Genomic DNA, 23,466 nt, shown 5'->3' on the forward strand with positions numbered 1-23,466 from the left:
GAGAGGTACCTCACTCATGCCCGACGTCAACCGGCGCCGATTCCTCCAAGTCGCGGGCGCCACCACGGCGTTCACCGCGCTGTCCGCCAGCATCCAGCGGGCCGCCGCGCTCCCGGCCAACCACCGTTCGGGAACGATCCAGGACGTCGAGCACATCGTCGTCCTGATGCAGGAGAACCGCTCCTTCGACCACTACTTCGGCTCGCTGAGAGGCGTCCGCGGGTTCGGCGACCCGCGCCCGGTCACCCAGGCGAACGGCCAGTCGGTCTGGCACCAGTCCGACGGCACGAAGGACGTCCTGCCCTTCCACCCCGACGCCGACGACCTGGGGCTCGCCTTCCTCCAGGACCTCCCGCACAGCTGGAACGACGGCCACGCCGCCTTCAACGGGGGCAAGTACGACAAGTGGGTGCCCTCGAAGGGTTCCACGACGATGGCGTACCTGACACGTGACGACATCCCGTTCCACTACGCGCTCGCCGACTCCTTCACCATCTGCGACGCCTACCACTGCTCCTTCATCGGCTCCACCGACCCCAACCGCTACTACATGTGGACGGGCTACACCGGCAACGACGGCAAGGGCGGAGGCCCGGTCCTCGGCAACGACGAGGCCGGCTACGGCTGGACGACCTATCCGGAGCGGCTGGAGCAGGCCGGGGTGTCCTGGAAGATCTACCAGGACGTCGGCGACGGCCTCGACGCGAACGGCTCCTGGGGCTGGATTCCGGACGCCTACCGCGGCAACTACGGCGACAACTCGCTGCTGTACTTCGACCAGTACCGCAGCGCCGAGCCCGGCGACCCGCTCTACGACAAGGCCCGCACCGGCACCGACGCCCGCAAGGGCGAGGGCTTCTTCGACCGGCTGAGGGCCGACGTGAAGGGCGGCACACTGCCGCAGGTCTCCTGGATCGTCGCCCCCGAGGCGTTCACCGAGCACCCCAACTGGCCCGCGAACTACGGCGCCTGGTACATCTCGCAGGTCCTCGACACGCTCACCGCCGACCCCGAGGTGTGGGCGAAGACGGCTCTGTTCATCACCTACGACGAGAACGACGGCTTCTTCGACCACCTGGTCCCGCCGTTCCCGCCGGGCTCCGCCGCGCAGGGCAAGTCGACGGTCGACGTCGGACCGGACCTGTTCCCCGGCGGCGGCGGCCACCCGGCCGGCCCCTACGGCCTCGGCCAGCGGGTGCCGATGCTCGTCGTCTCGCCCTGGAGCAAGGGCGGTTACGTCTGCTCCGAGACGCTCGACCACACCTCGATCATCCGGTTCGTCGAGCGCCGCTTCGGCGTGCACGAGCCGAACATCTCGCCCTGGCGGCGGGCGATCTGCGGCGACCTCACCGCGGCCTTCGACTTCTCCCGCCGGGACACCGGGCCGGTCGCGCTGCCCGACACCGACGGCTACGAGCCGCCGGACGGTGACCGGCACCCCGACTACGTCCCCACCCCGCCGGCCACTCCCGTCATGCCCCGGCAGGAACGCGGTCTGCGCCCGGCCCGCCCGCTCAAGTACAGCCCGAACGTGGACGGTTCGGCGGACACGTCGGCCGGGAAGTTCACCCTCACCTTCGCGTCCGGCGCCAAGGCCGGCGCCGCGTTCCTGGTCACCTCCGGCAACCGCGCCGACGGGCCCTGGAGTTACACCACGGGGGCCGGCCAGATCGTCTCCGACACCTGGAACTCGGCGTACTCCGGTGGCTCGTACGACCTGACGGTGCACGGTCCGAACGGCTTCCTGCGGGTCTTCAAGGGCCCGAACAGGACCGCCGGGCCCGAGGTGAGCGCACGCCGGGCGGGCGACGACATCGAGCTGACCCTCACCAACAAGGGGAGGAGCACGGCCCGTCTGCGGGTGGCCGAGGGCTACGGCGGCTCCGCGAGGACGTTCACCGTGCGGGCCGGTGGGACCGTCCGGCACACCGTCGACCTGTCGGCCGGCCGGCGCTGGTACGACCTGACCGTCACCTGCGACACCGACCCCGCGTTCCTGCGGCGTTTCGCCGGACATGTCGAGAACGGCCGTGCGGGGGTGAGCGATCCGGCCCTCACCGCCCGCTGAAAGGTGGGGTGAAAGCCTGATGAACGGGGTATCGCAGGGGCTGGTCAGGTACCGGTGGGCTCGGGGTAGTGTGCCCCGGTGACCACCCAATCGAACACACCTGCAGGCTGGTACCCCGACCCGCACGGGGCGCCCCAGACGCTCCGTTACTGGGACGGCGTGCAGTGGACCGACAACACCAACCAGGCCCAGCAGGCCGTCGGGCAGATGCCGCAGCAGTCGGCCGGCCCGGACGCGCGCGTGCGGCGTCAGGTGCAGCAGCAGGCCGGGGTCGCGCCGAGCGGCCCCGGCGGCGGCACCCTGTTCACCGAGCCGGTGCTGGTGGTGAACCAGAAGGCCAAGCTGATCGAGCTGACCAACGAGTACAAGGTCATGGATCAGGCGGGCAACCAGATCGGCTCGGTCGTCCAGGTCGGGCAGAGCCTGCTGAAGAAGATCGTGCGCTTCCTCTCCAGCATCGACCAGTTCCTGACGCACAAGCTGGAGATCCGCGACGCCCACGGACAGCCGCAGTTGCTGCTGACCCGGCCGGGGAAGATATTCAAGTCGCGGGTGATCGTGACGCGTCCGGACGGGCAGCCGGTCGGCGAGATCGTCCAGAAGAACGTCTTCGGCAAGATCAACTTCGCGATCAACGCGGGCGGTCAGCAGATCGGCGCCATCAAGGCGGAGAACTGGCGGGCCTGGAACTTCGCGATCGTCGACCACGCGGACAACGAGGTCGCCCGGATCACCAAGACCTGGGAGGGCCTCGCCAAGACGATGTTCACCACCGCGGACAACTATGTCCTGCAGATCCACTACCAGTTGCCCGAGCCGCTGCTGAGCCTGGTCGTGGCGACGGCGCTGACCGTCGACACGGCTCTCAAGCAGGACTCGCGAGGGCTCGGCTGAGCCCGGTCACAGTGAGGTGAGGTGCCCCGGCTCCGACTGCCGGGGCAGCAGCGCCGGTTCGGCCGAGGCCGAGCCCGGCTCCAGCGCCAGTACCGCGGCCACGGGGTGCTCCTCGTGGCCGTCGGCGTACCCGGCGTGCTCGAGGGCGTCGTCGCTCTCGTCGTGCGCGGCCGTCTCGGCCGGAGCCGTCCGCGACAGCAGCACCACGCCCCAGGACGCCAGCCCGGCTCCCGCCAGGGCCAGCAGCACGCCCGCCGCACCGCCCTGGAGCCGTTCGCCCAGCAGGGAGAGCCCGATCACCGCGGCGGCCAGCGGGTTCGCCAGGGTCACCATCGCGAGCGGGGCACCGAGACCGCCGCGGTAGGCCGTCTGGGACAGCAGCAGTCCGCCGGCCGCGAAGGCCGCCACGAGGAGTGCCACCCCCACCACCTGCACGCTGAGCAGCGGACCCGTCCGGTCGGTCGCGGCGACGGTCACGGTCTGGGTGAGCGCCGAGGCGACCCCGGAGGCGAGGCCCGACGCGCTCGCGTGCCGCAGTCCGGGCCGGGCGCCCGGCCGGGCCAGCGTGCCGATCAGCGCGGCCGTGGCTCCCGCGACCGCCAGCGCCTCGGGAACGCTCAGCACGGTGTCGGGCGCCGCCCCGGACGCGGTGACCAGGATCGCTGCAAGTCCGGCGAGGGTGTAGGCCGTGCCCCGCCACTCGTTCGCGGCGACCTTGCGGCCCGCGATCCGCGCGCCCAGCGGCACCGCCGCGACCAGGGTGAGCGCGCCCAGCGGCTGCACCACGGTGAGCGTCCCGTACCTGAGGGCCACCACGTGCAGCAGCGCGGCGGACGCGTTCAGCGCGACCGACCACCACCAGGCGCCGGCGGTCAGCAGCCGCAGGGTGCCCTCGCCGGGGCTGCGCGAGGCCAGCCGCTCCTGGGCGACGGCCGCGGCCGCGTAGGCGACGGCGGAGAACAGGGACAGGACGACGGCGGTCAGGGTGGCGTTCATCGGGCCGCTCCCACGAGGACGGGCTTGTCGGCCGGTACGAGGGTGTCCTGGGCGCGCCCGGCCGTGGTGGCCGTCCGGTGCGGCGGGTGGATCACCGCGAGGGCGATTCCCAGCAGGGCCGTCGCCGCGAGCGCGTCCAGCCAGTAGTGGTTCGCCGTGCCGACGATCACCAGCAGGGTCAGCAGCGGATGCAGCAGCCACAGCCAGCGCCGGCGTGAGCGGGTCGCCACGATCAGGCCGATCGCCACCATCAGGGCCCAGCCGAAGTGCAGCGAGGGCATCGCGGCGAACTGGTTGGAGAGGTGGTCGGTGCGCGGCGGCCCGTAGACCGAGGGGCCGTACACCCGCGCGGTGTCCACCAGGCCGGTCACCGCGAGCATCCGCGGCGGGGCGAGCGGGAAGAGGAGGTGCAGCACCAGGGCGGCGGAGGTGAGGGCCGCGAGGATCCGGCGGGCCCAGACGTAGTGCGCCGGGCGCCGCAGGTAGAGCCAGACCAGGAACGCGACGGTGGCCGGGAAGTGGACGGTCGCGTAGTAGGTGTTCGCCACGTGCGCGAACGTGTCGCCGTGCAGCAGCAGGGACTGCACCGAGCCCTCGCCGGGCAGACGGACGGCGCGTTCGAGGTCCCACACGCGGTGCGCGTTGCGGAACGCCTCGGCGGTGTGCCCCGCCGCCAGCTGCCGGCCGAACTTGTAGACGAGGAAGAGTCCTGCGACGAGCAGGAGCTCACGGACGAGCGGCGGTCGCGCTATCGCGCCCGTTTCCGCTTCTGCAGGCTCGGTGCGGGCATGCATCTCCCGACCCCTTCACTTTCACTGACGCTGGTGCGTGTGGTGCCGCTGGCTGTGCTGGTGACCCGGCGGGCCACCCGAACTCATCGGTACGTCAGCGTACCGATACGCCAGTGTACCGATACGATCGGGTACCGGTACACTGGCGTATCGATAGACGTAGTTCACATCGCCGAAGTGCGACACACTGGGAGGCGGCCCCCCGGGGCCGTGGGACCCGAGTCCGGACACATGTGAGGAGCAGAGCCCATGACGTCGCAGGCCGCGGACGGACCGGACATGGCCGCCGCCACGCGCCGCTCCAAGATCACGCCGGAGCGTGAACGGGAGTTCTTCGACGCCGTGCTCGAACAGATCCGTGAATGCGGCTACGACTCCTTCACGATGGAGGGCATCGCCTCCAGCACCCGGTGCAGCAAGTCCACGCTCTACCGGCAGTGGAAGAGCAAGCCGCAGTTCGTCGCGGCTGCCCTGCGCGCCAGCCGCCGGGTGCCCCTCGCCGACATCGACACCGGCTCGCTCGCCGAGGACCTGCGCCAGGCCGCGCGGGCCGTGGGGCAGTGGTCGGGCAAGGACAGCAAGCTGATCGAGGCGCTCGGGCACGCCGTCACCCAGGACCGGGAACTCGCGCAGGCGCTGCGTGAGGCGCTCGTCTGGCCGGAGATCGCCGCGCTCAAGGAGGTCCTGCGCCGCGGGGTCGAGCGGGGCGAGGTGCCCGCCGACAACCCGGCGCTGGAGTACATCCCGGCGCAGATGTTCGGCATCCTGCGCGTGCGGCCCGTCCTGGAGGGCAAGTACGCCGACCCGGACTACGTGGCGCGGTTCGTCGAGGCCGCCGTACTGCCGGCTCTCGGCCTGTCCGGCGCACCGGCCCCGGACACCCCCTGAGACCCAGGCCGCCGTCCACGGGATGACTGGACGGTGGCCTGCTCGCGCCGCACCGTGGGGACGGGGGCGGCGCGCACCCCCCGGCCGGGTGGGGTTCCTCTTGAGCGGAGAGGCGCCCCACCCGGCCGACCGGTGTGCCGGGCGGTCAGACCTTCTGGCCGGAGCCGCCGCCGGTCGACACCTGGATGCCCTTGGTGACGTCGTCGATCACGGACTGCTTCTGGCCGACGTCGACACCGAAGCGGACGACGACGATCTGCTGCGGGTTCGCCGGGGCGGGGAAGGCGAGCGACTGGACGTAACCGTCCGAGCCCTTGCTCGTCGCGGCCTTCCAGCGCACCAGGTAGCCCTTCTGCCCGGCCACCGTCACCGCCTTCGACGCCAGGACGTCGTGCGAGGTGATCGAGCCGTACGTGGTGCCGCCGTAGGACTCCTTCGCGTTCGCGGCGATGTCCGCCTTCGCGACCGCCTCGGCCGTGCTGCCCTTGCTGCCGAGCGCCACCGCGGGCGCCGAGTAGGCGCCGCCCTTGGTGCAGGACTTGGAGGTGTCGCCGGGGCACTTGTAGGTGCTCTCGGACGTGATCTGGGCGCCCACCGACATCTGCTGGCCGTACCAGCCGTCGGGTATCGGGATGCTGATCCCGTCGACCGGGTCGGTCACCGAACCGCTCTTGATCTTCGGCGCCTGGGACTGGTCGGGGGAGGGGGACGGGGACGCGCCGCCGGAACCCCCGGAGCCACCGGACCCGCCCGTACCTCCGGAGCCGCCGAAGGGGCCGCCCTGTCCGCCGCCGGGGCCGCCCTGTCCGTCCGGGCCCTGCTGCGAGGCGGTGCCGCCGCCCCCGCCGTCGTCCTCGGACAGCACGTACACGCCGACCCCGATGCTCGCGAGGACGGCCACGGCCACCGCCACGGCTGTGCCGGTGCGCAGACCGCGCCGCGAACCGGCGGGGGCCGGCCCGGCGGGATACGGCCCGGTGGAGTACGCCGGGTACGCCGGCTGCCCCCCGGCGGCCGGCGGCAGCGTCGGCGGACCCCATGCGGCCGCCGATCCCGCGGGACGGGTCTGGTCCGACCATGCCTTGCCGTCCCACCAGCGCTCGGTGGCGGGACCGTCACTTGTCTGCCCGGGATCGGGGTACCACCCGGGGGGAGTCGCCTGCGTCATGCCCCCACCGTATGAGGCGCGGGTGAAAGAGGGATGAGAGGGGCCGCCCGTATCCGGGGAATCTTCCGGGCGGGCCACCCCTGGCGGGTTCGGGTTCCGAGGCCCTGCGCCCGGTGGCGGCTCGCCCCGGGGCCCGGCGGAGCGGGCCGTCGCCTCGCGGCAGGGGGCCGGCCGCCGCGGCACAGCCGGATGCGGCCGGCGCCCCGCGGGGTCCTGCCGGCCGGTGGCGCCCAGGTGATCACCGTGTCGCGCGCCGCCCGAAGTCGATCACCCCGGACCGTGTCGTCCTCGTCCGGCCCGGCGGCCCCGGCCGGCTCCCGGACCCATCCCGCACCCCGAACCCCAACACCTCATGTCCGTCCAAAAGGCACATCAAGTCGCCGTCAAATCAAGTCATTTGACTGACAGTCAGTCCACACGCCGCCGGTCGCCGCGCCCCGGCGTCCCCCCGCCGTACCCGAAGTCACCCCTGACGGCAACAGGTGGCCGGAGCGGTCTCCACTTCCGCGGTCGGGCGACTACGCTCAAGGTCTGGACGTCGTCCGGGCCGACTTGGGGAGATGGCGGGATGAGCGAGGCAGGGTCCATGGCGGCCGCCCCGGGGTCCCTGTGGGAGCGCGACGAGGAGGTCGCCGCCGTGGAGCGCGCGGTGGACGCCCTGTGCGCGGACCGTTCCTCCACGGGCAGCCTCCTGGTGATCAGGGCCGAGGCGGGCTTCGGCAAGACCGCCCTGCTCGCCGAGACCCGCCGCATCGCCGAACTCCGTGGCTGCACCGTGTGGTCGGCGCGCGGCGGCGAGACCCTCAGGTCCGTCCCCTTCAACGTCGTACGGCAGTTGCTGCAGCCGGCGCTCGTGTCGCTGCTGCCCGAGGAGGCCCGCGACTACCTCGGCGACTGGTACGACATCGCCGGCCCCGCCCTCGGCATCGCGGACCCCGGTGAGCGGCAGGCCGACCCGCAGGGCGTGTGCGACGGCCTGGTCGCCGCGGTCCGCCGGCTCGCCGAACGCGACTGGCCACTGGTCCTGTTGGTGGACGACGCGCACTGGGCCGACCAGGAGACCCTGCGCTGGCTGGCCGCCTTCGCGGAACGCCTGGACGACCTGTCCGTCCTCGTCGTGGTGGCCCGCCGGCCCGGAGAGGTGTCCGGGGAGAGCGCCCGGCTGCTCGAAGCGGTCGCCGCCGCCGCGGGCCGCCCCGTCGCCACCCTGAACGCCCTGACCCCGGAGGCGACCGCCGGCCTCACCCGCGCCACCCTGGGCGGACACGCCGACGCCCCGTTCTGCCGCGAGGTCTGGGCCGTCACCGGCGGCAACCCTTACGAGACGGTCGAACTCCTCGCGAAGGTCCGCGACAGCGAACTGGAACCGGCCGAGTCGTCGGCGGCCGAACTGCGCGAGCTGAACCGCTCCGCCCGCGGCGGCGGCCTCGTCGCCCGCCTGGAGGAACTCGGCATAGACGCCACCCGGTTCGCCTGGGCGGCCGCCATCCTCGGCACCGGCATCTCCGTCGGCCTGGTGGCCCGCCTCGCCACCCTGGGCCGCGACGAGGCGGTGCGCTGCGCCGAACTCCTGCGCTCCGCCCGCATCCTGACCCATCCCGACCCGGCGCACGGCCCCGCCGAGGAGGGCGACCTGGAGTTCGTCCACCCGCTGATCGCCACCGCCGTCTACGACTCCATCCCCGACGCCCTGCGCACCGCCATGCACGGCATCGCCGCCCAGGTCGTCACCGACTCCGGGCTCGGCGCCGCGGCCGCCTCCCGCCACCTCCTCCAGGTGCACCCGGACGACGACGAGGAACTCGTCCAGCAACTGCGCGAGGCAGCCCGCGAACACCTCGCCGTCGGTGCCCCCGACGCCGCCCGCCGCTGCCTGGAACGCGCCCTGCTGGAGCCGCCGCGCCCCGAGGTCCACGCGATCGTCCTCTTCGAACTCGGCTGCGCCACCCTGCTGACCGCGCCCGCCCGGACCATCGGTCATCTGCGGACCGCCCTCGCCATGCCGGGCCTCGACGGCGCCATGCGCGTGGACGCCGTCTTCCGCCTCTCCCAGGCCCTGCTCCACAACGACCAGTTGGAGGAGGCCGTCCGCACGGTCGAGGCGGAGGCCGCCCGGCACGAACCCGGCCCGGCCCGGATGCGGCTCCAGGCCGTGCAGTACATGTGGGAGGGCCTGCACGCCGGGGAGACCACCTCGCCGGGCCGCTCCGAGCGCCTCGCCGAACTCGCCCGCACCTGCACCGGCCGCGACAACTCCGAGCGTGCCCTGCTGATCCTGCGCGGCTTCGACGCCATGACCCGCGGCGAGAACGCCGAGGAGGTCGTCGAACTCTCCGACCGCGCCCTCGTCAACGGCCGCCTCGCCCCCGGACTCGGCTGGACCGACACCGAGTGGGGCATCGAACTCCTGCTGATGCTGGCCAACGCGTACGCCTACACCGACCGGCTCGACCGCGCCGAAGCCCTCTACACGGAGGGCCTGCGCGCCTACGAGACGGCCGGCTGGAGCGGCGGCCACCTCGCCCTGGCCCACGCCTACGTCGGGCTCGGCCACCGCAGGCGCGGCCGGCTGCGGGAGGCGGAGACCTCGCTGCGCGAGTCGCTGCGGCTCGCCGAACGCGTGGGCCGCGGCCTGCCGCTGTACTGGTCGGCGACCTGCAACCTGGTCGACACCCTGCTCGCCCGCGGTCATGTCGGCGAGGCGTGGGCGATCGCCGAGCAGTACGGCTTCGCGCCGCCGTACCCGTCGACGATCGTGCTGCCCGACCCGCGGTCCGTGCGGGGCCGGCTCCTGCTGGCCGTCGGGCGCACCAAGGACGGCGTCAACGAACTGGAGGCCGCCGAAAAGGCGGCGGCCGTGCGCGGCCACCACAACCCGGTCCTCGTCCCCTGGGCCGTGGACCTCGCCCGCGCCCTCGCCACGGAGGACCCGCCGCGGGCCGCGCAGCTCGCCGCCGACGCCCGCCGGGACGCCGAGCGCTTCGGCACCGACACGGCGATCGGTGAGGCCCTGCGCTGCGCCGCCGCCCTGGAGACCGGTCAGCGCGCGGTCCGGCTGGCCGCCCAGGCGGTCGCCTACCTGGAGGCCTCGCCCTGCCAGTACGAACACGCGGCGGCCCGCGTCGAGTACGGCATCGCCGCCCGCTCGACGTCCGAGCTCAACCGGGGCCTTGCGCTGGCCCGTTCGTGCGGTGCGGACGGCCTGGTGGCCCAGGCGAGGAAGGTGCTGGAGCAGGGCCGCGGACTGCGGTGACCCGGCCGGCGCCCGTCGGGTGTCACCCGCGAGCTCACCTCGCCGTGCCGTCCGCTTCCCCGGCCTCCCGCTCCTCTTCCGCCCTCTCCTCCTCGGCGAGCACCCGCTGCGCCGTCGCGAACGCCGAGTTGGCCGCCGGAACCCCGCAGTACACGGCCGTCTGCAGCAGTACGGCACCGATCTCGTCGGGCGTGAGCCCGTTGCGCCGCGCCGCCCGCACATGCATGGCCAGTTCGTCGTAGTGGCCGTGCGCGACCAGCGCCGTGAGGGTGATCATGCTGCGCTCGCGGCGGCTGAGGGTGGGGTCGGTCCAGATCTCACCCCAGGCGTAGCGCGAGATGAAGTCCTGGAAGCGGGCGGTGAACGGGGTCTGCCGGGACTGCGCCCGGTCCACGTGCGCGTCGCCCAGCACCTCACGCCGTACCGTCATGCCTCGCGGGGCGTCGGTGCCGAAGTGGGCGCGCAGCGCGGTGAGTACGGCCTCGGGGCGCTGCGCCGGCGCCAGATGCGCGGCCCCCGGCAGCTCCACGAGCGTGGCGTCCGGCACCGCGTCCGCGATCTCCCGCAGATGCGGCGGCGGTGTCGCCCGGTCCTCGCGGCCGGCGACCAGCAGCGTGGGGGCGGTGATCTCCGCGAGCCGGTCGCGCAGGTCGAAGGCGGCCAGCGCGTCGCAGCACGCGGCGTACGCGTCGGGGTCGGCGTCGCGCTGGTCCCGGACCAGCCGGGGCACGGTGAACCCGGGGGTGAACCAGCGGGCGTCGGCGCTCCCGGCGAGCTGCGCCAGCCCCTCCCGCCGTACCTGCGCGGCCCGTTCCTCCCACGGCTTCGCGCCGTTGAAGTGGGCGGACGAGCAGATCACGGCCAGCGAGGACAGCCGCTCGGGGTGGTGCACGGCCAGCTCCAGTCCGACCGCCCCGCCGAGCGAGACCCCGGCGTACGCGAACCGCTCGACGCCCAGCGCGTCGGCGAGAGCGAGGACCAGCGCGGCCAGATCCGCGACGGTGGCCCCGGGACCGATCGCGCCGGCCGGTGAACCGCCGTGCCCGGGCAGGTCCCAGCGGACCACCCGGTGGGTCACGGACAGTTCCGGCGCCACCGCGTCCCACAGGGCGTACGAGGTGCCCAGTGAGGGGCCCAGGAGCAGTGGGGGAGCGGAAGCAGGGCCTTCCACGCGGTGGTTGAGGAGGGTGTCGGTCAACGTCGCTCCAGAGCACGGTCGGTGAGCATGCCGGCGCAGCCGGTGTAGTGGGCCGGGTCGGTGGTTGCGGTGAGGTCGACATCCCGCAACTCCGGTCGCTCGGCCAGTAGTTCGGCGAGCGGGCGGTCCTCGGTGTAGGCGCGCCGGGCGAGTTCGGTGAGCAGCGACTTCGCGCGGTCGCGGCCCAGCGGGCCGGCCAGTTCCGCAGACAGCCGTTCGGACACGATCAACCCGTGGGTGAGCGCGAGGTGTTCCCGCATGACGTCCGGACGGATCCGCAGGCCCTCGGTGAGTTCGGCGGCGTCCCGGGCCGCTCCGCCGGCCAGCCGCAGCAGGTCCCGCAGCGGTTCCCATTCGGCGTGCCAGGCCCCGGCCGGCCGCTCGTCCTCCGCGACCAGCGCCGCGTAGAGGGTCGCCGCGAGCTGCGGTGCGCGCCGGGCCGCGGCGGCGATGAGGGTGGCCCGAACCGGGTTCGCCTTGTGCGGCATGGCCGACGACCCGCCGCCGCTGCCCTCCGCGACCTCGGCGATCTCGGTGCGGGACAGGGTCAGCACGTCGGCCGCGATCTTGCCCAGGGCGCCCGCCGTGAACGCCAGGCACCCCGCGAGGTCGGCGATCGGGGTGCGCAGGGTGTGCCAGGGCAGATCGGCTGCCCGCAGGCCGAGTTCACGGGCGTAGGCGGGGGGCAGCAGGGCCGGCTCGGGGGCGCCGTACGCCCCGAAGGCCGCCAGCGTCCCGGCCGCACCGCCCAGTTGGGCCGGCAGCGACTGCCGTACGGTGCCCACCCGGTCCCGTGCGTCCAGCGCCAGCGACCGCCAGCCGGCCGCCTTGAGCCCGAACGTCGTCGGTACGGCGTGCTGGGTGAGCGTCCGCCCCGGCAGCACCGTGTCCCGGTGTTCGGCGGCCAGCCCGGCCAGCGCCCGTTCGGTCCGGCCGAGGTCGGCGAGGACGGGGGCCAGGGCGCGCCGGGCGACCAGCATCGTCGCGGTGTCCATGATGTCCTGGCTGGTCGCGCCCCGGTGGACGTACGGGCCGTACTCCTCGCCCACCGCCCGGGTCAGGTCGGCGACCAGGGGGATCACCGGGTTGCCGCCGGCGCGGGCCCGTTCGGCGAGGGACGGTGCGTCGAAGCGGTCCGGGTCGGCCGCCTCGGTCACCGCCCTCGCCGCCCCGGCCGGAGCCAGGCCAAGGCCGGCCTGGGCCCGGGTCAGCGCGACCTCCGCGTCGAGCAGGGCCCGCAGATAGGCGGTGTCGCCGGTCGCGGCCGCCGCCGGGGAACCGGTCCAGCCGGGGGCGAGCAGGCCGGTGTCCTCCGGACCGTTGCCGGGGTCCGGGGTCGGGTTCCGGTTCGCGGGAGCGTGGGGGTCGGCAGAGGGTGTCACTGGAACTCCAGGAAGACCGTTTCACCTTCGCCCTGAAGGCGGATGTCGAAACGGTACGTGCCGTGGTCCCCGTCCCCGGCGATCAGCGTGCCGCGTCGCGCCTCGTCCAGCCGGGACAGCAGCGGGTCCGCGGCCAGGGCGGCCTCGTCGCCCGGCAGGTAGATCCGGGTGAAGAGGTGCGTGAGCAGCCCGCGCGCGAACACGCACAGGCTCAGGTGGGGCGCACTGTGCCCGCGCGCGCCGGGCCGCAGGGTCCGGGCGTACCAGTGGCCGTCGGCGTCGGTCTGGATCCGGCCCCAGCCGGTGAACTCCACGCCGTTGCGGCCGAGGTAGCCGCCGGTCGCCGGGTCGCGCCGTATGGAGCCGTCGGTCGTCGGCAGGTTGCCGTCCGGGTCCGGACCCCACAGCTCCACGAAGGCGTCCGGCAGCGGCCGGCCCGCGCCGTCGTACACGTGTCCCTGCACGGTGATGGTGTCCGGGTGGCCGACGGGCGCGATGTCCCCGCCGCCCGGGAAGGGCAGCGCGTAGCCGTAGAAGGGGCCGACCGTGTGCGACGGGGTGGGCAGCACGTTCTCCGGGCTGCTCGTGTCGATCTTCGTCATGGCGGGTCAGCGTCCTTCTTCGAGCCAGGTGGCGGACGGGCCGTCGAGCACGATGTCCCAGTGGTAGCCCAGCGAGAACTCGGGCACGGACAGGCTGTGGTCGTAGGTGGCGACCAGGCGTCGGCGGGCCGCGTCGTCCGTCACGGACTGCAGGATGGGGTCGTAGGGGAAGAGCGGGTCGTTCGGGAAGTACATCTGGGTCACGAGCCGCTGGGTGAACGCCGAGCCGAACAGCGAGAAGTGGATGTGCGCGGGCCGCCAGGCGTTGACGTGGTTGCGCCACGGGTAGGGCCCGGGCTGCACGGTGGTGAAGCGGTAGAAGCCGTCGCCGTCGGTGAGCGTGCGGCCCACTCCGGTGAAGTGGGGGTCCAGCGGGGCGTCGTGCTGTTCCCGCTGGTGGGCGTAGCGGCCGGCCGAGTTGGCCTGCCAGATCTCGACCAGCTGCCCGCGCACCGGACGCCCGCCGCGGTCCAGGACGCGGCCGGAGACGGTGATGCGTTCGCCGATCGGCTGACCGGTGTGGTGCCGGGTGAGGTCGTTGTCGATCTCGGTGATGTCCCGCTCGCCGAAGGCGGGCGAGGCCAGCTCGACCAGCTCCGGGTCCCTGCTGACGTCGATGGCGACCGGCGGCTGCCGGGGATGGCGCAGCAGCGAGGAGCGGTACGGCGCGTAGTCGCGGCGGGGGTGGTGCTCGACGGGCGCGCCGTCGGCGACCCGCTTCTCGTACGCGGCGTGCTCGGCCGCGATCTCCTGGTCGATGTCCCGCTGGGTGAGTTCCATGGTGTTCCTACCGTTCGAGGACCAGGGCGAGGCCCTGGCCGACGCCGACGCAGAGGGTGGCGACACCGGTGCCACCGCCCCTGCGGGCGAGCTGGTGGGCGACGGTGCCGGCGAGCCGGGCGCCGGACGCGCCGAGCGGATGGCCGAGGGCGATGGCTCCGCCCTGCGGGTTGAGGATCGCCGGGTCGAACTCCGGCCACTCCGCCACACAGCCGAGGACCTGCGCGGCGAACGCCTCGTTGAGCTCCAGCACGGACAGGTCGCCGAACCCCCTGCCCGCCTTCGTGAGCGCCCGGTTGACGGCTTCGACCGGCGCGAGCCCGAAGTGATGCGGCGCGATGGCGGAGACGCCGGTGGCGCTGATCCGGGCGAGCGGCGTGCGGCCGGTGGCCTTCAGGCCCGCTTCGCCGACGAGCAGCAGGGCGGCGGCGCCGTCGTTCAGCGGGGAGGCGTTCCCGGCGGTGACGGTCCCGCCCTCGGTGCGGAAGGACGGCTCGAGCCGGGCCATCGCCGCGAGCGAGGCGTCCGGGCGGACCGACTCGTCGGCGGTGAAGGCGACCGGGCCGCCCTTGCGCCGCGGGACGGCCACGGGGGCGAGTTCGGCGTCGAAGAGGCCCGACTCCTGGGCCGCGGCGGCCTTTCGGTGGCTGCCGAGAGCGAACTCGTCCTGCTGCTCGCGGCTGATCCCGTGCTTGTCGGCGATGAGTTCCGCAGACTCGCCCAGCGGGATCGTCCACTGCGGTTCCATCGCCGGGTTCACCATGCGCCAGCCCAGCGTGGTCGAGTACAGCTCGGCGTGTCCGGCCGGGAAGGGCCGCTCGCTCTTGGGCAGGACGTAGGGGGCGCGGGTCATGGACTCCACACCGCCCGCGACGGCGATCGAGGCGTCCCCGACCGCGATGGCGCGGGCCGCCTGGATGACGGCCTCCAGCCCGGAGGCGCACAGCCGGTTGACGGTCACGCCCGGCACGGAGACCGGCAGACCGGCCAGCAGCCCGGCCATGCGGCCGACGTTCCGGTTCTCCTCGCCGGCGCCGTTCGCATTGCCGAAGTAGACGTCCTCGATCCGGGACGGATCCAACTCCGGTGTACGAGCGAGGAGTTCACGGATCGCGTGGGCGGCGAGGTCGTCGGGGCGCACACCCGCGAGGGCGCCGTTGTAGCGGCCGACCGGGGTGCGGACGGCGTCGAGGACGTACACGGTGTTCAGGGCGCTCACAGCAGCTCCTGAGCGACGGTCAGCTTGGCGTCGGTCAGGGCGGCGACCTCCTCGGCCGTGACGCCCGGCGCGGTCTCGACCAGGACCAGGCCCTCGTCCGTCACGTCGAGAACCCCCAGGTCGGTGATGATCCGGTTCACACAGGCCCTGCCGGTGAGCGGCAGCGCGCACTCCTGGAGGATCTTGGGGCTGCCGTCCTTGGCGGTGTGGGTCATCACCACGATGACGGTGCGGGCGCCGTGCACCAGGTCCATCGCCCCGCCGATACCGGTGATCATCTTCCCGGGAACGGCCCAGTTCGCCAGGTCGCCCCCGGCCGACACCTGCATGGCGCCGAGCACGGCCACGTCGATGTGCCCGCCGCGGATCATCGAGAAGGACAGCGCCGAGTCGAAGAAGGACGCGCCCGGCAGGACCGTCACCGTCTCCTTGCCCGCGTTGATCAGATCGGGGTCGACCTGCTCCTGTGTCGGGTAGGGGCCGGTGCCCAGGATGCCGTTCTCCGACTCCAGGACCACCTCGACGCCCGGCGGGAGGTGGTTGGGGATCAGCGTCGGCAGCCCGATGCCCAGGTTGACGTACTGCCCGTCCTGAAGTTCGCGGGCCGCGCGCGCGGCCATCTGCTCACGGGTCCAGGCCATCAGCCGCTCACCGCTTCCCCTGCCGCGGGCGCCGAGACCGTCCGCCGCTCGATCTTCTTGTCCGCCGCCTGCTCCGGCGTCAGCGCCAGCACGCGCTGCACGAAGATGCCCGGCAGATGCACGGCGTCCGGATCGATCTCGCCGGGCTCCACCAGCTCCTCCACCTCCGCGATCGTGATCCGGCCGGCCATGGCCGCGAGCGGGTTGAAGTTGCGGGTCGACCGGTTGAAGACGAGGTTGCCGTGCCGGTCGCCCCGCGCCGCGCGGACCAGCGCGAAGTCGGTGCGGATGCCGCGCTCCAGCACGTACTCGCCGCCGTCGAACTCCCGCACCTCCTTCGCCGGTGAGGCCAGCGCGACCCCGCCGGAGCCGTCGTAGCGCCAGGGCAGTCCGCCGTCGGCGACCTGGGTGCCCACGCCGGCGGGCGTGTAGAAGGCGGGGATGCCGGCCCCGCCGGCCCGCAGCCGCTCGGCCAGCGTGCCCTGCGGGATCATCTCCACCTCCAGCTCCCCGGCCAGGTACTGCCGGGCGAACTCCTTGTTGGCGCCGATGTAGGAGCCGGTCACCCGGGCGATCCGCCCGGCCGCCAGCAGCACCGCGAGCCCCGACTCCATCGCGCCGCAGTTGTTGGAGACCACGCCGAGACCGCCGACCCCACGCTCGTACAGCGCCTGGATCAGCACGTTCGGCACACCGCTCAGCCCGAATCCGCCGACGGCGAGTGTCGCGCCGTCCGGCACGTCGGCCACCGCCTCCAGGGCGTCGGCCACGACCTTGTCCATCAGTGAAGCCCCATCCCGTCCGAGCGCCCGCTCCAGAATTAGTCAGGGCACTGAGTATTTCGGTGACGTTTCCCTCACGCTGCCATCGGACCGGACCGGCGTCAAGACCCTTGAGTCGCATGAGGTCAGCGGGCGGGACAGGGCCGAGACAGTGTCGTTCCCGCCGGGTATCCTTCAGTGCACCAACGAAAGTACGACAGCACAGCGCGGAGACGCGGACGAGTATCGGGAGCGCTCATGGCCGCCGTGGACCTCAGCAGCCACCCCGGGCACCTGGCCCGGCGGCTGCAACAGGCGCACTACCTCCTCTGGAACGCCATGGTCTCCGAGGAGATCACCTCGCCGCAGTTCGCGGTCCTCAACGCGCTCGTCGCGGAACCGGGCCTCGACCAGCGCACGGTGGGGGAGCGGGTGGGGCTCGACCGGTCCACCATCGCCGAGGTGATCAGCCGGCTCGGCCGGCGCGGACTGCTCGACAAGGTCCGCGACCCGCAGGACGGCCGCCGCTTCCTGCTGCGCCTGACCGAGGAAGGCACGCGCACCCACCGCAAGCTGACCGTGCGCACGGCCCGGATGAACCAGGTCTTCCTCGCCCCCCTCTCCGGAGCGGAACAGGCCCAGTTCCTCGACCTCATCCAACGCGTCTCGGACGCGGCCGAGGGGCTGCGCAACCCGACGGAGCCCGCCACGGCCACACGCCCGTGAGGCGCGCGCGACCGTGACGCGACGGCGGGCGGGACGAGCGGCCACGTGACCGTGGGGGCGCCCCGTCCCGGAGGGCGGCTCGCGGCCGGCGTCAGGGGGCCTTCGCGAACAGCACCCACACCTGGCCCGGCGCGAAGTTCAGCGGCGTGCCGTCCGGGGCGGTGAACTCCGTACCGTCGACGGCCCGTCGGCGCGACCAGTCGGCGTCGTAGGCCCGCCCGTCGCGCAGCACGGTCGCCTTCCCGGTGCCCACCGTCTGCGTGTACGGCGTGTTGTTGCCGAGGAAGTCGTGGAAGGCCGACCTGCGCACCTGCACGTACTGCACGACGACCGTCGCGGGCGCGACCGGCCTGCCGTCCGGGCTCACGGCGCGGGTGCCGTCCATGGACACCTGCCAGCGCCCGCGGTCGCCGGACCAGGTGAAGGTGAAACGGGCCGCCGGGTAGCGGACGGTGCGCGAGGTCTGCGGTGTGCCGCCCGCGGGCGCGGCACCGTAGTGGAAGCCGGTGGTCAGCGCGTCGGCACCCGGTGCCGAGGGCGCGAGCCGGGTGGGGCGCAGATACAGGTTGTGCGGCGCTGCCTTGCCGGAGCCGCGGTAGTAGGCGTCGCCGGCCAGCTCGGGCGGCACCGCCCGCAGGGACGCCTTGTCGATGAGCGGCAGCAGTTTGTGCTGTGCCCCGGAGAAGGCGAGCGTGGGCCGGTCGAACTGGCGCAACAGCTCCAGGTCGGACTCCCGCGCGCTGCGCACCGGCCCCACGGCCTTCGGGAACCGGGTCGCGTAGACCGCCATGAGGCGGCTGAGGCCGCCCTCGACCTGTTCGGCGTACACCACGTCCGCCGCGTCCAGGCCGGTCTGCGGCCGGGCGTCGGGCGCGTTGTCGATCTTCACGGCGAGCACGGAACCGGTCCGGGGGGAGGCGCTCGGGCTCGGGCCGGTGTCGGCGGTACCGGTGGACGGGCTCGGGGCCGGGGTCCGCAGCTGTCCGCGTCCGTCGTCGGACGCGCCGCCGTGTCCCGTGCAGCCCGCCGCCAGCGAGGCCGTCAGGGTGGCGGCCAGCAGTGCCACCGTCGTTGCGGCGCGCGGTCTGCGCGCCCTGCGTCTCATGCCCACCGTGGCCACCGCTTCTCGTGTCAGGGATGGTGTGCTTGTACGTTCATCGGTCGCTATACCCGTTCGTATCCGCTTGCGCGCGTCGGCTGGGCCGATCGGCCCCCGTCAGTGGTTCGGTGCCGGGCGCCCGGGTACTCGGGCGCCACCCCGGCACCGGACAGCCGACTCGGCAGAGGGAGTGCGCGTCATGAAGGCAGTGACCTGGCAGGGCAAGCGGGACGTGCGGGTGGAGACCGTGCCCGACCCGAGGATCGAGAAGCCGACCGACGCCGTCATCCGCGTCACCTCCAGCGGGTTGTGCGGGTCCGACCTGCACCTCTACGAGGTGCTCACGCCGTTCATGACCCCGGGCGACATTCTCGGCCACGAGCCCATCGGCATCGTCGAGGAGGTGGGGGCCGGGGTGCCCGACCTCTCGGTCGGCGACCGGGTCGTGGTGCCGTTCCAGATCGCCTGCGGCGACTGCTGGATGTGTCTGACCGGACTGCCCACCCAGTGCGAGACCACCCAGGTCACCAGCGAGGGCATGGGAGCCGCCCTGTTCGGCTACACCCGGCTGTACGGCGCGGTACCGGGCGCCCAGGCCGAGTATCTGCGGGTCCCGCAGGCGCAGTTCGGCCCGATCAAGATCCCGCATGGCCCGGCCGACGACCGCTTCGTCTACCTCTCCGACGTCCTGCCCACCGCCTGGCAGGCGGTCGTCTACGCGGACGTCCCGAAGGGCGGCAGCGTCGCCGTGCTCGGCCTCGGCCCGATCGGCGACATGGCCTGCCGGGTCGCCCAGGTGCGCGGCGCCGGCCGGGTGTTCGGCGTGGACCTGGTGAGCGAGCGGCTGCGCCGGGCCCGCGCCCGGGGCGTGGAGACGTTCGACCTCAGGAGCTTCGACAGCGAGAAGGAGCTGGTCCAGGCGATCCGCGACCAGACGGACGGACGCGGCCCGGACGCCGTGATCGACGCGGTCGGCACCGAGGCCCACGGCAGCGCCGCCGCGCGCATGGTGCAGAACGCCTCCGCCCTGCTGCCGAGGAAGCTGAGCGGCCCGCTCGCCGAGCGCTTCAGCGTCGACCGGCTCGCCGCCCTGCACACCGCCATCGAACTGGTCCGCCGCGGCGGCACCATCTCGCTCAGCGGGGTCTACGGCGGTATGGCCGACCCGCTGCCGATGCTCACGCTGTTCGACAAGCAGATCCAGATGCGGATGGGCCAGGCCAACGTCCGCCGCTGGAGCGACGAGATCGTCCCGTACCTCACCGACGAGGACCCGCTCGGCGTGGACGACTTCGCCACCCACCACCTGCCGCTGACCGACGCCCCGCACGCCTACGACATGTTCCAGCGCAAGCAGGACGGCGCCGTCAAGGTGCTGATGCAGCCCTGAGTCACGCCGGCGGGCCGAGGATCTCCGCAAGGTCATAGCTCACCGGTTCCTCCAGCTGGGCGTACGTGCAGCTCTCGGGCGTGCGGTCCGGGCGCCACCGGCGGAACCGGGCCGTGTGCCTGAAACGCGCCCCGTTCTCCATGTGGTCGTAGGCCACCTCGGCGACCCGCTCCGGGCGCAGCGGCACCCAGGACAGGTCCTTCTTGCCCGACCAGCGGCTGGGCGCGCCGGGCAGCCGGTCCGACTCGTGCGCGGCCGCCTCCGCCCAGGCCGCCCACGGGTGGCCCGTCACGTCGGTCATGCGCAACGGCTCCAGCTCCTCGACCAGTTCGGCGCGCCGCCGCATGGGGAAGGCGGCGGACACCCCGACGTGCTGGAGCCGGCCCTGCCCGTCGTGCAGCCCCAGCAGCAGGGAGCCCACGACGGGACCGCTCTTGTGCAGCCGGTAGCCCGCGACGACGACGTCCGCCGTACGCTCGTGCTTGATCTTGAACATGGCGCGTTCGTCCTGGCGGTAGCGCAGGTCCAGCGGCTTGGCGACCACACCGTCCAGCCCGGCCCCCTCGAACTGCTCGAACCACCGCCGCGCCACCTCGGCGTCGGTCGTGGCCGGCGCCACGTGCACGGGAGCCGTCACCCCGGCCAGCGCCCCGGTCAGCAGCGCCCTGCGGTCGACCAGTGGGGCGTCGAGCAGCGACTCGTCGGCGAGCGCCAGTAAGTCGAAGGCCACGAACGACGACGGTGTCCGCTCCGCCAGCGTCCGCACCCGGGAGTCCGCAGGATGGATGCGTTCGGTGAGCGCGTCGAAGTCCAGCCGGCCCTCCCGCGCGATCACGATCTCGCCGTCCAGCACGCACCGCTCGGGCAGCCGCTCCTTCAGCGCCTCGACGAGCTCGGGGAAGTACCTGGTCAGCGACTTGCCCGTACGGCTGCCCAGCTCGACCTCGGACCCGTCCCGGAACACGATCGCCCGGAAGCCGTCCCACTTCGCCTCGTAGTGCATACCGGGCGGGATCTTCGCCACGGACTTGGCGAGCATGGGCTTCACGGGCGGCATCACCGGCAGATCCATGCTCCGATTCTGCGCCCATACGTTCCCTGCCGCCCGGTGTGCCAGGGATACGAGGGATGCGAGGGATGCGTGGTGCGCCTACCGTGGCCCGCATGGGCGAAGCGGTGGAACTGGAGGCGGGCGGCCGCAGCGTACGGCTGTCCAGCCCGGACAAGGTCTTCTTCCCGGAGCGGGGCTTCACCAAGCTGGACCTCGCCCGCTACTACCAGGCCGTCGCCCCCGGCATCCTGCGCGCCCTGCGCAACCGGCCCACCACCCTGGAGCGCTACCCGGACGGCGTGGGCGGCGAGTCGTTCTTCCAGAAACGGGCGCCCAAGAACATGCCCGACTGGATCCCGACCGCCCACATCACCTTCCCCAGCGGCCGCAGCGCGGACGAGATGTGCCCCACCGAGGAGGCCGCCGTGCTGTGGGCCGCCCAGTACGGCACCCTCACCTTCCACCCCTGGCCGGTGCGCCGCGACGACGTCGACCGCCCGGACGAACTCCGCATCGACCTCGACCCGCAGCCCGGCACCGACTACGACGACGCGGCCCGTGCCGCCCACGAACTGCGGGCCGTCCTCGACGAGTTCGGCGGACTGCGCGGCTGGCCCAAGACCTCGGGCGGACGCGGCCTGCACGTCTTCGTTCCCATCGAGCCGCGCTGGACCTTCACCCAGGTCCGGCGGGCGGCCATCGCGGTCGGCCGCGAGATGGAACGCCGGATGCCCGACCGGGTGACCATCAAGTGGTGGAAGGAGGAGCGGGGGGAGCGCATCTTCCTGGACTACAACCAGACCGCGCGTGACCGCACCATCGCCTCCGCCTACTCCGTACGACCCCGTCCGCACGCCCCGGTCTCGGCCCCGCTGCGCTGGGAGGAGGTCGGCGAGGCCCACCCGCAGGACTTCGACCTCGCCACGATGCCCCCGCGGTTCGCCGAACTCGGCGACGTGCACGCCGACATGGACGAGCACGCGTTCTCCCTGGAGCCCCTGCTGGACCTCGCGCGCCGCGACGAGCACGACCACGGTCTCGGTGACCTGCCCTACCCGCCGGAGTACCCGAAGATGCCGGGCGAGCCCAGCAGGGTCCAGCCCAGCCGGGCCAGGAAGACCCCGGGCCGGGCGAAGAAGGAGACGCCGTAGCGGGCGCCGGCGCGGAGCGCGGCCGGGGCGTGGGCAAAGCAGGGTCGTGGTCGGACCGGACTACCGCACGACCCGGTGACCGGAACCCCGGAACCCCGGAACCCCGGAACCCCGGAACCCCGGAACCCCGGAACCCCGGATCAACGCGTGACCGGATCGTCGTCGCTCGCCGTAGGACGTGGCGGCCCGGCCGCCGAGAGCGCTCTCACCCTCCGTCCGGCCGCGGCTATCCTGATCCGCATCCGCCGACGAGGAGCCGCGAAGTGACCGAGACAGCACAGCGCCCCACGCTGGAGGCCGTGGCCGCTCGGGCCGGTGTCTCCCGGGCCACCGTCTCCCGGGTGGTCAACGGCGGGGACGGGGTGCGCGAACCTCTCGTCGAACGGGTCCGGCTGGCGGTGGAGGAACTCGGGTACGTCCCCAACCAGGCGGCCCGCAGTCTCGTCACCAGGCGGCACGACGCGATCGCCGTGGTCGTCGCCGAACCGGAGACCCGGGTCTTCGCCGACCCCTTCTTCGCCCTCCAGCTCCGCGGGATCAGCAAGGAACTGACGGCGCACGACAACCAGCTCGTGCTGCTGCTGACGGAGGGACGCGACGACCACGCCCGCGTCGGCCGCTATCTCGCCGGCGGTCACGTCGACGGCGCCCTCGTCTTCTCGCTGCACCTCGACGATCCGCTGCCCGGCCTGATCCAGCGCGCGGGCATCCCGACCGTGTTCGGCGGCCGGCCCGGCTGGAGCGACGGCCGCAGCGGCGTGCTGTACGTCGACAGCGACAACCGCGGTGGGGCCCGCGAGGCCGTACGCCATCTCGTCGGCCTCGGCCGCACCCGCGTCGCGCACATCACCGGCGCCCTCGACCAGACCTCGGCCGTGGACCGGCTCGACGGGTTCCGGGACGTCCTGAGCGACGCCGACCCGCGGCTGATCGCCCACGGCGACTTCACGCCGGCCGGCGGTGAGCGGGCGATGCGGGAACTCCTCGACCGCCGCCCCGACCTGGACGCGGTGTTCGCCGCCAACGACCTGACCGCGGCGGGCGCCCTGCGCGTCCTGCGCGCACACGGGCGCCGGGTGCCCGAGGACGTCGCCGTGATCGGCTTCGACGACATGCTGCCCATCGCCGAACAGACCGATCCACCGCTCACGACGGTCCGCCAGGACATCGAGGAGATGGGCCGGCTGATGGCCCGCCTGCTGCTGCGCGGCCTGGAGCACCCGGCCACCGGCGAACCCCGCGAGGGCACGGCCGACGTGCCCTCCGCCGTGGTCACACCGACGACCCTGGTACGACGCGCCTCCGCCTAGTGCCGTGACCGGAAAGGTTCACCGGCTCGCGACGCCCGGCACGGCACTTCGCCGCGTTGTCGCATCACCCGAGTACATCCAGTACGCGGGCGATGCTC

Annotated in this window: 20 protein-coding genes; 8 read left to right on the forward strand and 12 right to left on the reverse strand. The window is 73.2% G+C overall.

Annotated elements, in window-relative coordinates:
• Positions 1-16: 16 nt before the first annotated feature.
• Together ABZT03_RS26145 and ABZT03_RS26150 are read left to right on the forward strand one after the other, a co-directional pair.
• Positions 17-2,068 carry a phosphocholine-specific phospholipase C gene (locus ABZT03_RS26145; RefSeq protein ID WP_356043287.1) on the forward strand — a complete coding sequence of 684 codons (2,052 nt, stop codon included), beginning with the start codon at positions 17-19 and terminating at the stop codon, positions 2,066-2,068.
• Positions 2,069-2,146: 78 nt separating this feature from the next.
• On the forward strand, positions 2,147-2,962 hold the full coding sequence (locus tag ABZT03_RS26150) for a phospholipid scramblase-related protein (protein ID WP_356043290.1): 816 nt from the start codon (positions 2,147-2,149) through the stop codon (positions 2,960-2,962).
• A 6-nt stretch (positions 2,963-2,968) separates the two neighbouring features.
• Here ABZT03_RS26150 and ABZT03_RS26155 read toward each other — a convergent pair whose 3' ends face one another.
• Together ABZT03_RS26155 and ABZT03_RS26160 are read right to left on the reverse strand one after the other, a co-directional pair.
• On the reverse strand, positions 2,969-3,958 hold the full coding sequence (locus tag ABZT03_RS26155) for a hypothetical protein (protein WP_356043292.1): 990 nt from the start codon (positions 3,956-3,958) through the stop codon (positions 2,969-2,971).
• A complete protein-coding gene (locus tag ABZT03_RS26160; protein WP_356043295.1) occupies positions 3,955-4,752 on the reverse strand; it encodes a phosphatase PAP2 family protein in 798 nt (265 codons plus the stop codon). The genes ABZT03_RS26155 and ABZT03_RS26160 overlap by 4 nt, the downstream gene beginning before the upstream one ends.
• A gap of 246 nt (positions 4,753-4,998) precedes the next feature.
• Between ABZT03_RS26160 and ABZT03_RS26165 the strand changes: the two genes are divergently transcribed.
• Positions 4,999-5,637 (forward strand): TetR/AcrR family transcriptional regulator, encoded by a 639-nt coding sequence (locus ABZT03_RS26165; protein WP_356043298.1) that lies wholly within the window; start codon positions 4,999-5,001, stop codon positions 5,635-5,637.
• A gap of 145 nt (positions 5,638-5,782) precedes the next feature.
• Here the strand turns inward: ABZT03_RS26165 and ABZT03_RS26170 are convergent, their stop codons facing one another.
• The gene (locus tag ABZT03_RS26170; RefSeq protein ID WP_356043301.1) at positions 5,783-6,805 is read right to left on the reverse strand and encodes a DUF2510 domain-containing protein; all 1,023 of its coding nucleotides are present in this window, start codon (positions 6,803-6,805) and stop codon (positions 5,783-5,785) included.
• 568 nt (positions 6,806-7,373) lie between these two features.
• Here ABZT03_RS26170 and ABZT03_RS26175 point away from each other — a divergent pair.
• On the forward strand, positions 7,374-10,058 hold the full coding sequence (locus ABZT03_RS26175; protein ID WP_356043303.1) for an AAA family ATPase: 2,685 nt from the start codon (positions 7,374-7,376) through the stop codon (positions 10,056-10,058).
• A 34-nt stretch (positions 10,059-10,092) separates the two neighbouring features.
• Here ABZT03_RS26175 and pcaD read toward each other — a convergent pair whose 3' ends face one another.
• From pcaD to ABZT03_RS26210, 7 genes are all read right to left on the reverse strand, one after another.
• Positions 10,093-11,256: a 3-oxoadipate enol-lactonase gene (gene pcaD / locus ABZT03_RS26180; RefSeq protein ID WP_356043306.1), complete on the reverse strand. Its 1,164-nt coding sequence runs from the start codon at positions 11,254-11,256 to the stop codon at positions 10,093-10,095.
• Positions 11,253-12,557: a 3-carboxy-cis,cis-muconate cycloisomerase gene (pcaB, locus tag ABZT03_RS26185; protein WP_356043336.1), complete on the reverse strand. Its 1,305-nt coding sequence runs from the start codon at positions 12,555-12,557 to the stop codon at positions 11,253-11,255. Before pcaB ends, pcaD begins: the two co-directional genes overlap by 4 nt.
• A 77-nt stretch (positions 12,558-12,634) precedes the next feature.
• Positions 12,635-13,240 (reverse strand): protocatechuate 3,4-dioxygenase subunit alpha, encoded by a 606-nt coding sequence (pcaG, locus tag ABZT03_RS26190; protein ID WP_356043309.1) that lies wholly within the window; start codon positions 13,238-13,240, stop codon positions 12,635-12,637.
• 6 nt (positions 13,241-13,246) lie between these two features.
• The gene (pcaH, locus tag ABZT03_RS26195; RefSeq protein WP_356043311.1) at positions 13,247-14,020 is read right to left on the reverse strand and encodes a protocatechuate 3,4-dioxygenase subunit beta; all 774 of its coding nucleotides are present in this window, start codon (positions 14,018-14,020) and stop codon (positions 13,247-13,249) included.
• Between the two features lie 7 nt (positions 14,021-14,027).
• The gene (locus tag ABZT03_RS26200; protein ID WP_356043339.1) at positions 14,028-15,230 is read right to left on the reverse strand and encodes a thiolase family protein; all 1,203 of its coding nucleotides are present in this window, start codon (positions 15,228-15,230) and stop codon (positions 14,028-14,030) included.
• Between the two features lie 5 nt (positions 15,231-15,235).
• Entirely contained in the window at positions 15,236-15,880 is a 645-nt protein-coding gene (locus ABZT03_RS26205; protein WP_356043314.1) for a CoA transferase subunit B, read from the reverse strand.
• Positions 15,880-16,662, reverse strand: coding sequence for a CoA transferase subunit A (locus ABZT03_RS26210; RefSeq protein WP_356043317.1), 783 nt, complete (start codon positions 16,660-16,662; stop codon positions 15,880-15,882). The genes ABZT03_RS26205 and ABZT03_RS26210 overlap by 1 nt, the downstream gene beginning before the upstream one ends.
• 237 nt (positions 16,663-16,899) lie before the next feature.
• Between ABZT03_RS26210 and ABZT03_RS26215 the strand changes: the two genes are divergently transcribed.
• Positions 16,900-17,367: a MarR family transcriptional regulator gene (locus ABZT03_RS26215; RefSeq protein ID WP_356043320.1), complete on the forward strand. Its 468-nt coding sequence runs from the start codon at positions 16,900-16,902 to the stop codon at positions 17,365-17,367.
• Positions 17,368-17,458: 91 nt separating this feature from the next.
• Here the strand turns inward: ABZT03_RS26215 and ABZT03_RS26220 are convergent, their stop codons facing one another.
• Positions 17,459-18,472: a DUF3048 domain-containing protein gene (locus ABZT03_RS26220; protein WP_356043322.1), complete on the reverse strand. Its 1,014-nt coding sequence runs from the start codon at positions 18,470-18,472 to the stop codon at positions 17,459-17,461.
• 193 nt (positions 18,473-18,665) lie between these two features.
• Between ABZT03_RS26220 and ABZT03_RS26225 the strand changes: the two genes are divergently transcribed.
• A complete protein-coding gene (locus tag ABZT03_RS26225) occupies positions 18,666-19,856 on the forward strand; it encodes a zinc-dependent alcohol dehydrogenase (protein WP_356043325.1) in 1,191 nt (396 codons plus the stop codon).
• Between the two features lies 1 nt (position 19,857).
• Here ABZT03_RS26225 and ABZT03_RS26230 read toward each other — a convergent pair whose 3' ends face one another.
• Positions 19,858-20,928, reverse strand: coding sequence for an ATP-dependent DNA ligase (locus ABZT03_RS26230; protein ID WP_356043327.1), 1,071 nt, complete (start codon positions 20,926-20,928; stop codon positions 19,858-19,860).
• A 92-nt stretch (positions 20,929-21,020) separates the two neighbouring features.
• On the opposite strand from ABZT03_RS26230, the gene ligD reads away from it, so the two are divergent.
• Both ligD and ABZT03_RS26240 read left to right on the forward strand, forming a co-directional pair.
• Positions 21,021-22,058 carry a non-homologous end-joining DNA ligase gene (gene ligD / locus ABZT03_RS26235; RefSeq protein WP_356043330.1) on the forward strand — a complete coding sequence of 346 codons (1,038 nt, stop codon included), beginning with the start codon at positions 21,021-21,023 and terminating at the stop codon, positions 22,056-22,058.
• A gap of 263 nt (positions 22,059-22,321) precedes the next feature.
• Entirely contained in the window at positions 22,322-23,368 is a 1,047-nt protein-coding gene (locus tag ABZT03_RS26240) for a LacI family DNA-binding transcriptional regulator (protein WP_356043333.1), read from the forward strand.
• Positions 23,369-23,466 lie beyond the last annotated feature (98 nt).

It is taken from the genome of Streptomyces sp. NPDC005574 (genome assembly GCF_040605435.1).
Lineage (GTDB): Bacteria > Actinomycetota > Actinomycetes > Streptomycetales > Streptomycetaceae > Streptomyces.

Bases quoted from the DNA above. Each gene is read 5' to 3' on its own strand.
- ABZT03_RS26145 (WP_356043287.1), top strand. From the start codon at position 17: ATGCCCGACGTCAACCGGCGCCGATTCCTCCAAGTCGCGGGCGCCACC.
- ABZT03_RS26155 (WP_356043292.1), bottom strand. From the start codon at position 3,958: ATGAACGCCACCCTGACCGCCGTCGTCCTGTCCCTGTTCTCCGCCGTC.
- ABZT03_RS26160 (WP_356043295.1), bottom strand. From the start codon at position 4,752: ATGCATGCCCGCACCGAGCCTGCAGAAGCGGAAACGGGCGCGATAGCG.
- ABZT03_RS26165 (WP_356043298.1), top strand. From the start codon at position 4,999: ATGACGTCGCAGGCCGCGGACGGACCGGACATGGCCGCCGCCACGCGC.
- ABZT03_RS26170 (WP_356043301.1), bottom strand. From the start codon at position 6,805: ATGACGCAGGCGACTCCCCCCGGGTGGTACCCCGATCCCGGGCAGACA.
- ABZT03_RS26175 (WP_356043303.1), top strand. From the start codon at position 7,374: ATGAGCGAGGCAGGGTCCATGGCGGCCGCCCCGGGGTCCCTGTGGGAG.
- pcaG (WP_356043309.1), bottom strand. From the start codon at position 13,240: ATGACGAAGATCGACACGAGCAGCCCGGAGAACGTGCTGCCCACCCCG.
- pcaH (WP_356043311.1), bottom strand. From the start codon at position 14,020: ATGGAACTCACCCAGCGGGACATCGACCAGGAGATCGCGGCCGAGCAC.
- ABZT03_RS26205 (WP_356043314.1), bottom strand. From the start codon at position 15,880: ATGGCCTGGACCCGTGAGCAGATGGCCGCGCGCGCGGCCCGCGAACTT.
- ABZT03_RS26210 (WP_356043317.1), bottom strand. From the start codon at position 16,662: ATGGACAAGGTCGTGGCCGACGCCCTGGAGGCGGTGGCCGACGTGCCG.
- ABZT03_RS26215 (WP_356043320.1), top strand. From the start codon at position 16,900: ATGGCCGCCGTGGACCTCAGCAGCCACCCCGGGCACCTGGCCCGGCGG.
- ABZT03_RS26220 (WP_356043322.1), bottom strand. From the start codon at position 18,472: ATGAGACGCAGGGCGCGCAGACCGCGCGCCGCAACGACGGTGGCACTG.
- ABZT03_RS26225 (WP_356043325.1), top strand. From the start codon at position 18,666: ATGAAGGCAGTGACCTGGCAGGGCAAGCGGGACGTGCGGGTGGAGACC.
- ABZT03_RS26230 (WP_356043327.1), bottom strand. From the start codon at position 20,928: ATGGATCTGCCGGTGATGCCGCCCGTGAAGCCCATGCTCGCCAAGTCC.
- ligD (WP_356043330.1), top strand. From the start codon at position 21,021: ATGGGCGAAGCGGTGGAACTGGAGGCGGGCGGCCGCAGCGTACGGCTG.